We start from the raw sequence: 13948 nt of genomic DNA, 5'->3' as shown, positions 1-13948 counted from the left end.
TCTCCTGGGTTGATGTGGGAGTCGTTGATGTGGGAATCAGCGTGCGATGGCGTCGGTGAGCGTGCGGTACGCCGCGGGATCCCGGCGGGCGATCATCCTGGCCTGGACGACGCCCACCACGAGAGTCGCGGCGACGACCAGCATGAGGATCACCGCGAGGGTGGACGAACCACCGATGAGCGTCGCGAAGTTCGTCACGACGACGACGAGGATGGCGAGCAGGCCGACGAGTCCGAGCACCGGCGCGATGACCGACTGCCACACCCCGGGGCGGACTGTGCTGCGCCGGAAGTAGACGACGACCGCGACACACGTCAGCGCCATCAACGCGACGATGCCGAGGGTCGCCGCACCGGAGAACCATGCGAACACCTGTAGCTCGGGATCGAGGCGACACAACGCGAACACCACGACCAGCGTTGCGGCCGTGGCGGTCTGCACCATCGACGACACATGGGGGGAGCCGTGGGTCGGGTGCACCGCTGCGAACCGTCCGGGCATGGCCGTGGCCGAGGCCATGGCGTGCTGATACCGGGTCAGGACGTTGTGGAAGCTCAACACACACGCGAAGAGGCTGGTGAGCAGCAGGACGTGCACGGTGACGCCACCCCACTCGCCGAGGTAGCGGCGCGCGGTCGTCATGATCATCCCGGCGGGGTCCGCCGCGGCGACCTCCACCACCCGCGCCGATCCCCACGCCTGGACCAGGCACCACGACGAGACGGTGTAGAACACACCGATGACGACGACGGCGGCGTACGTCGCCCGGGGGATCGTGCGGTCCGGGTCGCGGGCCTCGTCCCGGAAGATGGCCGTAGCCTCGAAACCGATGAACCCGGCGACCGCGAACATCAGGCCGATCCCCGGTGAGCCCGAGAGGAACTGATCGGGCGTGAACGAGTCCGCCGAGAGCCCGGCATCGCCGCCCCGGATCATCACGGCGACGTCGAGGGCGACGACGATGCCCACCTCGGCGGCCAACAGGATCCCCAGAACCCGTCCGCTGAGCTCGATGTGGCGGTATCCGAGCAGGCCCGTGACGCCGACGACGGCGAGGCTCCACACCCACCACGGGATCGACGGCCCGCCGAGCTCGACGATCGACGACCTCAGCGCTCCCCCGATGTAGCCGTACACGGCGGCCTGCACCAACGTGTAGGTCATCAGGGCCAGGTGCGCCGCACCCAGACCGAGCGGCCGACCGATCCCGTATCCGACGTAGGTGAAGAACGCCCCGGGACGGGGTACGTGACGCGCCATCGCGCTCAGACCGACGGAGAACAGCAGCAGGACGACGGCCGCGACGAGGAACATCATCGGCACACCGGCACCGTTGCCGAGCAGGATGCCGATCGGTACCCCGCCGCCCACGACGGTCAGCGGTGCGGCCGCCGCGACGACCATGAACACGATCGCCCCCGCACCGAGGGTCCCGCGGAGCGGCGCGGCGCGGGTCGCCGACGACATGGACGGGCCGGCGACCGCCGGGGCCGGTGGGCCGGTGGGAACGAATTCGGTGGCCATGGGTACTCCCCAGTCCGGGCGGTCGCGACGGGACGGCGACCGGTGTGGAACCCACGGTGGACGGTGGACGCGGCACCGCCGTTGCCCTCCGGTAACACCTTCGTGTGGCCGCCGGGACGTCCCGCCGTCCGCGGTCCCACACCGCGACACAGCCACCTCACGAGTGGGTAACGCCACCGAAACCCGGTGTCTCTAGCGTCCGGCGCCATGGCGACAGTCCCCTCGGAGCGACAGCGCGGTCCGGTGTCGCTGCACGCGCGGAGCCGCCTGGCCGGCCTCGACCGTCGGTCGCTGGGGCGCGCCGACGTCGCCGCCCAGTCCGTCGCGGTGATGGCGCCGTGCGCGGCGGGCGCGACGGTGCCGTTGCTCATCGCGGAGTCCGGCGCCGCGCTGATCGGCAGCATCGTGGTCGCGGTCCTGTTGGCGGGCCTGGTCTCCCGCGTCCTCACCGAGTTCGCCTCGCGACTCGCCGCCCCGGGTGCCCTCTACACCTACGCGGCCAAGGGGCTGGGCCCCGCGGCGGGATTCGCGACGGCGGCCGCGATGATCCTCGGGTACGGCGCCTTGGCGATGTTCACCCTCACCGAGACGTCGGTCTACCTGCTGCGGGTGGTCGGGGTCGATCGGCCTTCCGCGACGGTCGTGGTCGCGGCGATCGCGACCGTCGGTCTGGTCAGCACGGTGGTTCTCCTGCGCGGCATCCGGGCATCGGCGCGGGTGGGTCTGGTGGTGGAGATGGTGGCGGTGACCATCCTGATCGCCGTCGCCGTCACGGTCGTCGCGACGGTGCACGGGCGGATCGACCTCTCCGCGCTCACCGCCGCCCCCACCGGTCTCGCGGACTTCGCGACCGGGGTCGCGCTGGCCACCTGCGCTCTCATCGGTTTCGAGAGCGCCGCCTCGCTGTCCGTGGAGGCCCGGACACCGTTGCGCTCGGTTCCCTCCGCGATCCGCGACTCCCTCGTCCTCGGCGCCGTCGTGGTGCTCGTCGTCGCCGTGGCCCAGGGCATCGGGCGCGCTTCGGCGCCGGCGCCCCTCGTCGTCGACGGAAACCTCGACAGCCTCGTGGGGCGCGTCGGCGAGGGGTGGTTGGCGCCGGTCGTCGACCTCGGCGTGGTCGCGTCCTTCCTCGCCTGCACGATCGCCTGTGTGACCGCCCTCGCGCGATTGCTCCTCTCCCTGTCCCGCGAGGGTGTGCTGCCCACCGGGTTCGGCAGCACACACGTCCGACACAAGACGCCGGTCGTCGCGATCACCGCGTCGATGACGGTGATCGTCGCGATCCCGGTGGTGGTCGCGGCATCCGGCGCGACCCTGACGGCGATGGTCGGGTCGCTGGCCGCAGCGCCGGTGATCGGGTTCATCGCCTCCTATGTGATCGTCAGTGTGGCCGCCCCGGTGTTCCTGCACCGGCTGGGCGAGCTACGGGCTCCGATCGTCGCCGTCTCCGTCGCCGCGGCCGCCGCTTTCGGGGTGGTCGGGGTCGTGTTCGTCGCCACGATCGTCGACACCGCGTGGGGCCTGGGGGCGGTCGGGGCGCTGATCTGGTTCCTGGCCGCGGCGATGACCTATGCGGTCCTGCGGCGACGGCAACCGGAGAGGCTGCGACTGATCGGGGTCCACGACACCCCGACGCGGGCCGATCTGTGGAGCGGCCACCTCCGCCGCACACCCCGGTGAGCGGTTTCGGCGGCGACGGGGCGTCCCGATCGGTCATCTCCGCGCTCGAGCTCATCGAGGAGGTCGCCGCGAGCGGGCCGGGCGTCAGCGCCAACGACCTGGCCCGGAGTCTCGGGTTGCCACGGTCGACCACCTACCGTCTGGTCAATCTCCTGGCCCAGGAGGAGTATCTCGTCCGCACACCGGATCTCGGTGGCTTCGCTCTGGGCCGCAAGGTCGATCGGCTGATCGGAACGGCCACCGCGACGACCGTTCCCGATCGGGTCCGGTCCGTCCTGGACGAGGCCCGCGCCGGCATGCGCTTCGGCCTGCACCTGTTCGGCTATCTGCGGGTGGGCACTCCCCGTGCCCGCATCACGCCGATGGACCTCGACCCCGACTACCCCCTGTCCGACGCCTCCCGGATCCTGCGTGACCACCGGGTGTCCGCGGTCGGACGGCTGCTGCTGGCGCACGACTCGGGACACCGTTCGCAGCAACTGGTCCCGGCGACACAGGTGGGCTCCCTGACCCCCGGTTTCGGGTGCGTGGCCGTCCCCATCGTGTGCTCGGACGGGACCCTGCGGGGCGCACTGGCGATCGCCGCGCCCGAACACCGGGTCCGCAACCCGGACGCGTTGATCGCCTCCGTGGAGTCGACCCGGGACGCTCTGTGCGACCTCATCGGCACGACGGCGTGACGGGAACACCAACCGACGCCGCACTGCTCTGCTGACGACGACGCCGTGTGACAGGCTCGGTCGAGCGCATCGAGGAGGCACTGTGAGCGAGACCGGCATCGATCCGTCCCGACCGCCCAGCGGTACCGGCTGTGTCGACTGCGACGCCGAGAGCGGGTGGTGGTTCCACCTGCGCCGGTGCGCGCAGTGTGGGCACGTCGGCTGCTGTGACGATTCGCTGGGCACGCACGCGACGAGGCACGCACAGGAGTCCGGGCACCCGGTCGTGCAGAGCTTCGAGCCCGGGGAGGACTGGTTCTACAGCTACACGACGAACGAGATGCTCTCCGGTCCGGAACTCGCACCGCCTCATGCCCGTCCGTCGGACCAGCCGACGCCGGGGCCGGCCGATCGCGTCCCGGGCGACTGGCAGGAACTGCTGATGCGGCATCGCCGACGGTGAGACCGGCGTGACGAGCGGGTGTGGCGGGCAGGGCCGTCCGGTCGACTGAGTCATCGACGCATCCCGGGGCCCCGACGGAGCTCTGCCGGCGGCACGTAGCGTCGACCGCGTGTCCGCCGTCGAAGCCCTCGTCATCCTCGTCGCGGGGTTCGGTGCAGGCGCCATCAACGCAGTGGTGGGATCGGGCACGTTGGTGACGTTCCCGACCCTCGTGGCGTTCGGGTACGCGCCGCAGATCGCGACCATGTCGAACGCCATCGGTCTCGTCGCCGGCGGCGTCTCGGGCACGTGGGGGTATCGGCGGGAGCTGCGCGGTCAGGGCCGCCGCCTCATGTGGCAGGCGCCCGCGTCGTTGGTCGGAGCGTTGATCGGCGCCTGGCTGCTCCTGCATCTGCCTCCGTCGGTGTTCGAGGCGGTCGTCCCCGTGCTGCTCATCTCGGCGCTGGTCCTGCTCGTGCTCCAACCCCGGATCCAGACCTGGGTGCGGTCCCGCTCCGACGCCGCCGGACGAGCCGGTGGACAGATCACGCGTCCACGGATGGCTGTCCTGACGATCGCCACCTTCGCGGTCGGCGTCTACGGCGGCTATTTCACCGCGGCACAGGGGATCCTGCTGATGGCGGCGATGGGAATCCTTCTCCCCGAGTCGATGCAGCGGATGAACGCGACGAAGAACCTGCTCTCGTTGATCGTCAACGTGGTCGCGGCCGTCTCGTTCACCGTCGTCGCATACGACCGGATCAGCTGGGAGGCAGCCGGTCTCATCGCGGTCGGATCGCTGCTCGGCGGATCGGTCGGGGCGCGATACGGACGACGCCTGTCTCCGACTGCCCTGCGCGCGATCATCGTCGTCGTCGGGATCGTCGGGCTGTGGCGCCTGCTGGCCTGAACACTTCCGAGAGGACATCCGGTCCGACTGTCACCGTCGACGTCGAGACGGGCCGCGCGGATGGCGCATCCGGGCGTGTCCAGCCACGGCCCTCTGGGCTCGGGCGGGTGATCCGCCGACTCCTACGGTGCGGGGTGATCCGCCGTCGACGTGGACATCTCGACCAGTACGGCGGTGAGCGCCTCCAACGCGGGGAGTGCCGCGACGACCGCTTCACGCTCATCGGGATCGAGGGATGCGAGAGCGTCGGAGAGCACCTGCCGGCCGGCGCGGTCGTACCGCGTCAGCAGTTCGAGAGCGTGGGCGGTCGGCCGGATGACGACGCGGCGCAGATCGCCGCCGGAGGGTTCGCGTTCCACGAGCCCCTGTCGCACCATCGTCGTCACGAGGTTGCTCGTCGTCGGACGGGCCATGCGCAACCGGGTCGCGAGATCGCCGGAGCTGATCTGCGGCTCGACCGCGAGCACGCGCAACACCTCGATCTGAGCCTCGGGCAGATCGGGCAGATCGGCAGCGACACGCACGGCCCGCAGCATCGCCCGTCGCAGCGGGCCGGACATCCGGCCCAGGCGGGTCGCGTCGTCGGTCGTCGTCGTCTTCGGCATCTGCCCCCACTTTAGTTTTGTGGCAAAATGATCTCATGACCGAGATCACCACGTCCGTCGCGCACCCCGTCCCGCCCCAGAACCTCGACGGCATCGTCGGCCACCGGTTCATCTACACCTACGCCAACGGATGGCAGTACGAGATGTACGTCAAGAACGCGACGACGATCGACTATCGCATCCACACCGGCATGGTGGGTGGCCGCTGGGTGAAGGATCAGGAGGTCGATCTCGTCGCTCTCGACGACGACGTCTACAAGGTGTCGTGGAACGAGCCCACCGGCACCTCGGTCGTCGTGAACGTGCTGCCCGGCCGGCGTCGGCTGCACGGCACCATCTTCTTCCCGAAGTGGGTGGAGGACGACGGCGCGAAGACCGTGCTGTACCAGAACGACCACCTCGACGACATGCGCCGGTTCCGCGACGAGGGGCCGACCCACCCGATCTACGTCGTCCCGGAGTTCGCGTACATCACCCTCTTCGAGCACGTCGGTGCCGACGACGAGTCGGTGATCTCGGTGGCGCCGGGGGATCTCTCGGACGGCTTCGCCGACCGCACGAACTGACACCCCCGGTCGCAGCCCGCCGTCGTGGGTCAGGCGTCGTCGAGCCCGGCTGACCACTCACCCTCCCCGAGGGCGGCGAGAACAGAACGGACGTCTGCGTCGGGGTCGAGTGTCGTCGCTCCGCCGATGGCGGCGAGACCGATGGCCAGGAGCCACTCGACGAGGTCGTCGACGGGCGTGCTGCAGCCGCGACGCACCCATTGCACGGAGGCCTCGTCCACCGCCGCGACGACCGTGCTCGCGACGAACGCGACCACATCGCCATCCGCGTCCACCCCCAGCTGATCGGTCAGCAACCGCAGGACGCGGTCACGGCCGACCTGTGAGGCACCCCGCACGTCGACGTCCGTCGACGCCCCGCCGGCGATGAGCCGCGTCGCCAGCGCCGGGTGCTCGGCGATGTACCCGAGGTGGGCGCGCAGGCCCTTCCGGATGGCGACGAACGGCGGATCGTCGTCGTCGGGGACGAACGCGGCGTCCATCTCCTCGACCACACCGTCGAGGACCGCACGGTAGATCGCCTGTTTCGATCCGAAGTGATGGAACAGCAAGCCATGCGCCACCCCTGCTCGACCTGCGATGTCGGCAACCGTCACCTCGCCGAACTCACGCTCTGCGAACAACTCCGACGCCGCGGACAGAAGACGTTCGCGCGTGGCCGCCTTCTGCTCCGCGCGCGTCGTCGACACGGCGGTGTCGGGCGGGTCGTCCGCGGGCGTTCGCACACCGCTGATCCTAGGAGACGTCGACAGCAACTGTTGACCGGTGTTCATTGACTTGCAGTCAACGTAATCGATACAGTCTGCGGACGACCAGGTTCCGACCACGAAGGGGGCCGCCGGTGGCGACCAGACTGATCCGCTACGTCGTCGAGGGGTCGACGTATTGGGGTGTGGTGCGCGGCGACGACGTGTTCGCCCTCGACGACGACTACCCGACCACGGGTGCGCTGCTGGAGTCCGGCAGGGACGACTGGCAGAACGCACAGAACCGCGCCCCGGCACATTTCCTGTCCGAGGTCTCGGTGCTCTCACCGGTGACGGTGCCGTGCCGGGTGATGTGTCAGGGCGCGAACTACCGGCAGCATGCGATCGAGTCGGGGATGAACCCGGACAAGCGCACCTTCAACCTGTTCTTCGACAAGACCGACGCCGCCGTGACAGGTCCGTACGACCCCGTCACCCGCCCGAGTCACGTCCGCCTCCTCGACTACGAGATCGAACTCGGCCTGGTCATCGGCACGACGATCGACGGCCCGGTCACCGTCACCGACGAGGACCTCCCCCGGTACGTCGCGGCGGTCACCATCGGCAACGACCTGTCGGCGCGGGACGTCCAGCTGCCGCAGGGTCAGTACCTGAAGGGCAAGAGCTACCGCGGATTCTGTCCGCTGGGACCCGAACTCCTCGTCCTCGACGAGTCGGACTACGCCCGTCTCGACGACCTCACGCTGGAGCTGCGCGTCGACGGCGATCTGCGACAGACCGACAGCACGGCGAACATGGTCCATCGACCGGCCGAGACCCTCACCGAGCTCAGCACGTTCTGCAACCTCTCGCCGGGCGACGTCGTGCTGACCGGCACGCCGCACGGCACCGCGGCGAGGTCCCCGCACCCCGTCGTCCGCCACCTCGCGACCGCCCTCCTCCCGGAGGACCTGATGTGGCGGCTGTTCATCCGCCGCAACCTCGACGGCCCGTTCCTGCGGGCCGGGAGCACGGTCACCGCGTCGATCCGGACCCCGGACGGCGCACTGGATCTCGGGATGCAACGCACCCCGATCGTCGACGCCGAACCCGTCGGAGGAGGACGACCATGACGGACACCGCACCCACGTCGCAGGCCCTCGCGCCCGAGCTGCTCGCCCACTACGTCGTGAAAACGCCTCGGGCGGCGGAGATGATCGAGTGGTACCGACAGGTGTTCGGTGCCCGCGTGGTCCACGAGGACGACCAGATCGCCTTCCTCACCTGGGACGAGGAGAGCCATCGACTGGCGCTCGTCAAGATCCCCGCGATCGTGCGACGCGTGTTCCCCCTGGCGCGGTTGCGCAGGAAGATCCTCGGCGTCGATCACCTCGCCTTCACCTACGGCTCGCTGGAACGGTTGTTGCTCAACCACGAACGGCTCGCCGCACTCGGGATCCACCCGGTGTGGTCGATCAACCACGGTCCGACCACCTCGCTCTACTACGAGGACCCCGACGGGATCCGGCTGGAGTTCCAGGTCGAGAACTTCCGCACCCCGGAAGAGACCGCCGCGTTCTTCGACAGCGAGGAGTTCGCCGAGAACCCGATCGGGGTGACGATCGATCCGACGTACCTGTTGGAGCGACTTCGCGCCGGCGAGCCCGCCGAGACGCTCACCCACCGTCACGCCGGCGTGCGCCCCGGCACGAAGCCGCGGGTGAACAAGCGCGCGATCACCTTTCGCACCCTGTGACCGCCCGCGACGTCCCAGTGCTCATCAGCGGCGCGGGCGCGAGCGGCGCCACCCTCGCACTGCTGCTGTCCGCACGGGGCATCCCGTCGACGGTCGTCGACCGTCGACGTGCACCGCTCACGCACCCTGCCGCGCACGTCATCAACGCTCGGACGCTGGAGATCTGGCGGGAGGTCGGATCCGGCCTCGCCCAGGAGGTGGCCGCACTCTCCCCGCCGATCGACGAGGTGAACCTCATCCGATGGACGTCGGGGCCCGGCCGGCCGCCTCTCGGAGAGATCGACCTGCTGTCCCGTCCCGATCAGCTCGATCGGGTGCGATCCCACAGCGACTTCCTGCTCTCGCACGTCGGACAGCATCTGCTGATGCCGATCCTCTGGCGGCGACTCGACGAGGACCCACTCGTCGACTTCCGCCGCGGCACATCGGCGACCGGGGTGGAGACGAGTGCCGACGGCATCACGACCACCACGACGAACGGCCCGCTGCGCAGTGATCTCCTCGTCGCGGCCGACGGCGCGAACAGCACCATCCGCGACGACCTCGGGATCGCGCTGCACGGGCCCGTCCTCGCCCGGATGGGCAGCGTCTTCTTCCGCTCGCCCGACCTGCATCCGGCCGAGCGCCCGCTGCTCACCTGGATCTACCGACCGACGTTTGCCGGTGTCCTCATCGCTCACGCGGACCACCACTACGTCCTGATGGGCACGTATCTCCATCCGCGTCAGACGATCGCCGCCGACCCCGAGACCCATTGGCGTCGCACGCTGCCCGAGGTCCTCGGCGGCGACGTCACGACGGAGATCGTGTCCACCGGGACGTGGACGATGACGTCGCAGACGGCGTCGACCTTCCGGTCCGGTCGTGTCCTGCTGATCGGCGACGCGGCGCACCGCTTCCCACACACGGGGGGATACGGACTCAACAGCGGTGTGCAGGACGCACACAACCTGGCGTGGAAGATCGACGCGGTGCTGACCCGGGACGTCGACGACGACCTCCTCGACACCTATGAGATCGAACGCCGCCCGGTGGTGGAGAGGTTCGCCCACCACAGCGTGAGCAACCACTTCCAGCTCGACGACGTCACCCGACACTTCGGGGCGACGAACCGGGCACTGCACCGGGCGACGGCGCTGATGTCCCGGCCACCGCTGCGGTGGTTGCCCGACTCCATGGGCGCCGCACTCGCCGACCGTGTCGTGCGCGCGGGGCTGGCCCGTACCGCCGTGCTCGACAGCGAGTCGTCGCGGGGTCGTCGCGCTCGCGACCGCGCGGCCGCGGCGATACCGGATCAGCTCCCCCATTTCATCTCGTCGGGTCTGGAGTTCGGCTTCCGCCACGGCGGACCCCTGTTCGCCGAGACCTCGCCGCCGCCGGGTCCCGACGACGTCGTCGAGTACGTGCCCGCCGCACTCGTCGGCGGTCGACTCCCCCACCTGCCGGTCGCGGTCGGCGACGACCGGACGTCACTGCTGCAGATGGTCGATCCCGACCCGACCGCCATCACGCTCGTCACGTCCTCGCCGAACTCCTGGCGAACCGTGCTCGGTGACCGCGTCCCCGCCGGCCTCCACCTCGACGTCGTCGACGTGACCTCGTCCTGCGTCGACCCCGACCGGGCAGCACGCATACTGGGGACCATGCGAGGCGGAGCCGTCGCCGTCCGCTGCGACGGGCATGTCATCTGGTGTTCCGACGACGCCGCGGACGTGGCGGCGGACACGCTCGTCACCCTGCTCGCGACGCACTGGGCTCCCCTGGTCACCGCCGCGACACAGCCTCGAGACCGCAGACCGGAGGGCACCCACCATGACCATCAGCGCTCCTGACGCCGCGCCCAGCACACCCGACCAGGCGACGCTCGACACGATCGCGCGCCGCGTCCTGTGGACCGCGACGGCGATGATCCATCACGCCAACCGGGTGCGGCCGAATCCGAGCGGTCTCAAGGTCGGCGGCCACCAGGCGTCGTGCGCGTCGATGGTCCACATCATGACGTCACTGTGGTTCGGGCAGCTCCGGGCCGGTGACCGGGTGTCGGTCAAACCGCACGCCTCGCCGGTCCTGCACGCCATCAACCATCTCCTCGGCGACCTCGACGAACGGTGGCTGACCACCCTGCGGGAGTACGGCGGCCTGCAGTCCTACCCCAGCCGGAGCAAGGATCCCGACCGGGTCGACTACTCCACGGGATCCGTCGGCATCGGCGCGACGGCACCGCTGTGGGGCGCGATCGCACGCCGGTACGTCGACACGTCCTTCGGCACGACGGGCACCGGTCGGCAGTACTCGCTCGTCGGTGACGCCGAACTCGACGAGGGCGCGGTGTGGGAGGCCATCCTCGACCCGTCGGTCGCCGACCTCGGCGAGATCGTGTGGATCGTCGACATGAACCGGCAGTCGCTCGACCGGGTGGTGCCGAACATCGCGGCCCGCCGGCTGGAGGACATGTTCGCCGCGGCGGGCTGGCAGGTCCTCACGGTCGCATTCGGCCGGACACTGGAGCGACTGTTCGCCCGCGAGGGCGGCGAGGCGCTGCGTCGCCGCATCCTCGAGATGCCCAACCCGGAGTACCAACGTCTGCTGCGCTGTTCGGGTTCGGAGTTGCGTGAGCGGCTGCCCGGCGACGGACCGGAGGCGCAGACGGTGGCGTCGGTCGTGGCCGACCTCGACGACGACGCGTTGGTCGCCGCGATCGCGAACCTCGGCGGACACGACATCGAGGCGCTCCGTGACGCCTACGCGCGCATCGACGATCACCGTCCGACGGTCATCCTCGCCTACACGGTGAAGGGTTTCGGGCTCCCGATCCAGGGCCACCCGCAGAACCACTCGTCGCTGCTGACCGTCGAGCAGTTCGCCGACCTCGCGGCCTCGATGGGCGAGGACGTCGACCACCCCTGGCAGCGGTTCGATCCCGACTCCCCCGAGGGGCGGCTGTGCGCGGAGACCGCACGACGACTCGAACGCCCGCCCGTGCCCGCCCTCCCGGACCTCACCGTGCCCCGCGACGTCGACCGGACGCCGTCGGCCACCTCGACCACACAGGCGGCACTGGGTCGCGTACTGCTCGACCTGTCCCGTGAGGCACCGGAGATCGCCGAGCGCGTGGTCACGGTCAGCCCCGACGTCAGTTCGACGACGAACCTCGCCGGATGGTTGAACAAGGTGGGTGTGTGGTCGGCCGCCGAGCGTCGGGACTGGTTCGCCGACGACGCCGAGACGATCATGCACTGGCGCGAACGGCCCACCGGCCAACACATGGAACTCGGGATCGCCGAGACCAACCTCGTGGGTCTGCTCGGCGAGCTCGGAGCCACCTGGAGCCGGTGGGGGCAGCCGCTCCTGCCGATCGGTGTCCTCTACGACCCGTTCGTCGAACGTGCGCTGGAGCCGTGGTCCTTCGGGGTCTACGCCGGCGGCCAGTCGATCCTCGTCGGAACGCCGTCGGGGGTCAGCTTGGCCGCCGAAGGCGGTGCACACCAGTCGATCACGACACCGTCGGTGGGCCTCGAGCAGCCCGGGTGCATCACCTACGAGCCTGCGTTCGCGATCGAGGTGCAGTGGATCCTGCTGGATTGTCTGGCGCATCTCGGGCGCCCCGACGGCCGATCGGCGTACCTGCGCCTGTCCACACGTCCCGTCGAACAGCAACTGGCCGACGTCCCGCCGGACCCGGCGGCCCGCGAACGACGACGCCGGCACGTCGTCGCCGGTGCCTACGCGCTGCGGTCCGTGGACACCCCGGCCGCGACGCTGGTGACGATGGGCGCGATGGCGACCGAGGCCGTGGAGGCCGCAGATCGCCTGGCGGCCATGGACATCGCCGTCGACGTGATCTGCGTGACCAGCCCGGGGCTGCTCTTCGCCGCTCTGCAGGCCCGGGACGGTCGCCACGAGGCGCCGACCTGGATCCTCGACAGCGTCTTCCCGGCGGACCGCGCGGCACCCATGGTCACCGTCCTCGACGGGCATCCGCACACGCTGGCGTTCCTGGCCACCATCCACCGGGTCCCCCTGCGCGCGTTGGGTGTCGCCAGCTTCGGTCAGGCCGGGGCGCTCGACGACACCTATCGCCACCACGGCATCGACACCGACAGCATCATCCGCGCGACGCTCGACGTCGTCAGCTGACCGACGCCCCCGACCGCGCCGCGACCGCGTCGCGGGTGTCCTCGGCGACGAGGTCGCCGTTGATGTGGGCTCCGGCCAGCGCACCCTGCGACGCCGACGCGCCGACCTGCGCCATCAGGTCACCGGCGTTGCCGGCCACCCACACCCCGGGGATGTCGGTGGCGCCGGTCGGACCGGCCGGGAGATGTGTGCCGACGCCCATCGGGTGCTCGACGGCCCGGAGTCCGACACCAGCGGCGAAGTCGACTCGGGCTTCCAGACGTGGGGCCACCGCGACCGCCGCACGCTCGATCACCGACCCGTCGGCCAACCGGACGGCGCGCAACCGTCCGTCGTCGGTGTCGAGCGCGGCGACCGGACCCTCCACGACACGGATGTCCCTGGCCGCCAGCTCATCGCGCACCTGGTCGTCGAGCGCGAGGTCGTTCGCGAAGAAGACGACGTCGGCGGAGAGCTGTCGGAACAGCAGGGCGTGGTGGGTCGACGCCGGCCCGGTGGACACGATGCCGATCGCCCGGTCGCGCACCTCCCATCCGTGGCAGTACGGGCAGTGCAGCACGTCGATCCCCCACAACTCGGTCATCCCGGGGATCGCCGGGAGGATGTCCGTCAGACCGGTCGCCACCAGGACGCGCCGTGCGCGCACGGTGGATCCGTCGTCCACACGGATGCCGAACCCGCTCGTCAGGTCACCGGACAGCTCGAGCACGCGCCCGTCGACGATCCGCGCGCCGTATCCGGACACCTCGCGACGCCCGATCGCGAGCAATTCGCGCGGTGACATGCCCTCCCGCCCGAGCAGACCGTGCACCGCATGCGCCGGGGCGTTACGCGGTTCGCCCGCGTCGACGACGACGACGGACCTCCTCGACCGCGCCAGCATCAGCGCCCCGTTCAATCCGGCGGCCCCGCCACCGATCACCACCACGTCCACCGTCTCGTCGTGCACGTCCTGCTCCTCTCGTCGTGGGGTCCCGCGTCCG

Annotated in this window: 13 protein-coding genes; 9 read left to right on the top strand and 4 right to left on the bottom strand. The window is 70.2% G+C overall.

What is annotated here, in order from left to right:
• Positions 1–36 precede the first annotated feature (36 nt).
• Complete coding sequence (locus ACXVUM_RS16445) at positions 37–1524, bottom strand: APC family permease (RefSeq protein WP_458523006.1); 1488 nt, start codon at positions 1522–1524, stop codon at positions 37–39.
• A 207-nt stretch (positions 1525–1731) separates the two neighbouring features.
• Between ACXVUM_RS16445 and ACXVUM_RS16440 the strand changes: the two genes are divergently transcribed.
• The 4 genes from ACXVUM_RS16440 to ACXVUM_RS16425 all read left to right on the top strand — a co-directional run bounded on the left by ACXVUM_RS16440 (position 1732) and on the right by ACXVUM_RS16425 (position 5215).
• Positions 1732–3204, top strand: coding sequence for an APC family permease (locus ACXVUM_RS16440; protein WP_458523005.1), 1473 nt, complete (start codon positions 1732–1734; stop codon positions 3202–3204).
• Positions 3201–3884 (top strand): helix-turn-helix domain-containing protein, encoded by a 684-nt coding sequence (locus tag ACXVUM_RS16435; RefSeq protein WP_458523004.1) that lies wholly within the window; start codon positions 3201–3203, stop codon positions 3882–3884. Before ACXVUM_RS16440 ends, ACXVUM_RS16435 begins: the two co-directional genes overlap by 4 nt.
• Before the next feature lie 82 nt (positions 3885–3966).
• On the top strand, positions 3967–4326 hold the full coding sequence (locus ACXVUM_RS16430; RefSeq protein WP_458523003.1) for a UBP-type zinc finger domain-containing protein: 360 nt from the start codon (positions 3967–3969) through the stop codon (positions 4324–4326).
• A gap of 109 nt (positions 4327–4435) precedes the next feature.
• Positions 4436–5215: a sulfite exporter TauE/SafE family protein gene (locus ACXVUM_RS16425; protein WP_458523002.1), complete on the top strand. Its 780-nt coding sequence runs from the start codon at positions 4436–4438 to the stop codon at positions 5213–5215.
• Positions 5216–5337: 122 nt separating this feature from the next.
• Here the strand turns inward: ACXVUM_RS16425 and ACXVUM_RS16420 are convergent, their stop codons facing one another.
• A complete protein-coding gene (locus ACXVUM_RS16420; RefSeq protein ID WP_458523001.1) occupies positions 5338–5820 on the bottom strand; it encodes a MarR family winged helix-turn-helix transcriptional regulator in 483 nt (160 codons plus the stop codon).
• A gap of 35 nt (positions 5821–5855) precedes the next feature.
• On the opposite strand from ACXVUM_RS16420, the gene ACXVUM_RS16415 reads away from it, so the two are divergent.
• Positions 5856–6386, top strand: a complete 531-nt coding sequence (locus tag ACXVUM_RS16415; RefSeq protein ID WP_458523000.1) for a phenolic acid decarboxylase — start codon at positions 5856–5858, stop codon at positions 6384–6386.
• A 29-nt stretch (positions 6387–6415) separates the two neighbouring features.
• Here ACXVUM_RS16415 and ACXVUM_RS16410 read toward each other — a convergent pair whose 3' ends face one another.
• Positions 6416–7111, bottom strand: coding sequence for a TetR/AcrR family transcriptional regulator (locus ACXVUM_RS16410; RefSeq protein ID WP_458522999.1), 696 nt, complete (start codon positions 7109–7111; stop codon positions 6416–6418).
• Between the two features lie 116 nt (positions 7112–7227).
• On the opposite strand from ACXVUM_RS16410, the gene ACXVUM_RS16405 reads away from it, so the two are divergent.
• From ACXVUM_RS16405 to ACXVUM_RS16390, 4 genes are read left to right on the top strand one after another with little or no spacing between them, the layout of a single operon-like run.
• The gene (locus tag ACXVUM_RS16405; protein ID WP_458522998.1) at positions 7228–8205 is read left to right on the top strand and encodes a fumarylacetoacetate hydrolase family protein; all 978 of its coding nucleotides are present in this window, start codon (positions 7228–7230) and stop codon (positions 8203–8205) included.
• The gene (locus ACXVUM_RS16400) at positions 8202–8828 is read left to right on the top strand and encodes a VOC family protein (RefSeq protein WP_458522997.1); all 627 of its coding nucleotides are present in this window, start codon (positions 8202–8204) and stop codon (positions 8826–8828) included. Before ACXVUM_RS16405 ends, ACXVUM_RS16400 begins: the two co-directional genes overlap by 4 nt.
• Entirely contained in the window at positions 8825–10660 is a 1836-nt protein-coding gene (locus ACXVUM_RS16395; RefSeq protein ID WP_458522996.1) for an FAD-dependent monooxygenase, read from the top strand. Before ACXVUM_RS16400 ends, ACXVUM_RS16395 begins: the two co-directional genes overlap by 4 nt.
• Positions 10641–12965, top strand: a complete 2325-nt coding sequence (locus ACXVUM_RS16390; protein WP_458522995.1) for a transketolase-like TK C-terminal-containing protein — start codon at positions 10641–10643, stop codon at positions 12963–12965. Before ACXVUM_RS16395 ends, ACXVUM_RS16390 begins: the two co-directional genes overlap by 20 nt.
• On the opposite strand, the gene ACXVUM_RS16385 is transcribed toward ACXVUM_RS16390, so the two are convergent.
• Positions 12958–13914 carry an NAD(P)/FAD-dependent oxidoreductase gene (locus ACXVUM_RS16385; protein ID WP_458522994.1) on the bottom strand — a complete coding sequence of 319 codons (957 nt, stop codon included), beginning with the start codon at positions 13912–13914 and terminating at the stop codon, positions 12958–12960. The genes ACXVUM_RS16390 and ACXVUM_RS16385 overlap by 8 nt on opposite strands.
• Between the last annotated feature and the right edge of the window lie 34 nt (positions 13915–13948).

The sequence above is a fragment of the Williamsia sp. SKLECPSW1 genome (assembly GCF_054332755.1).
Note: the sequence above shows the minus strand (reverse complement) of the source record. Positions and strands in the feature narration are given on the sequence as shown.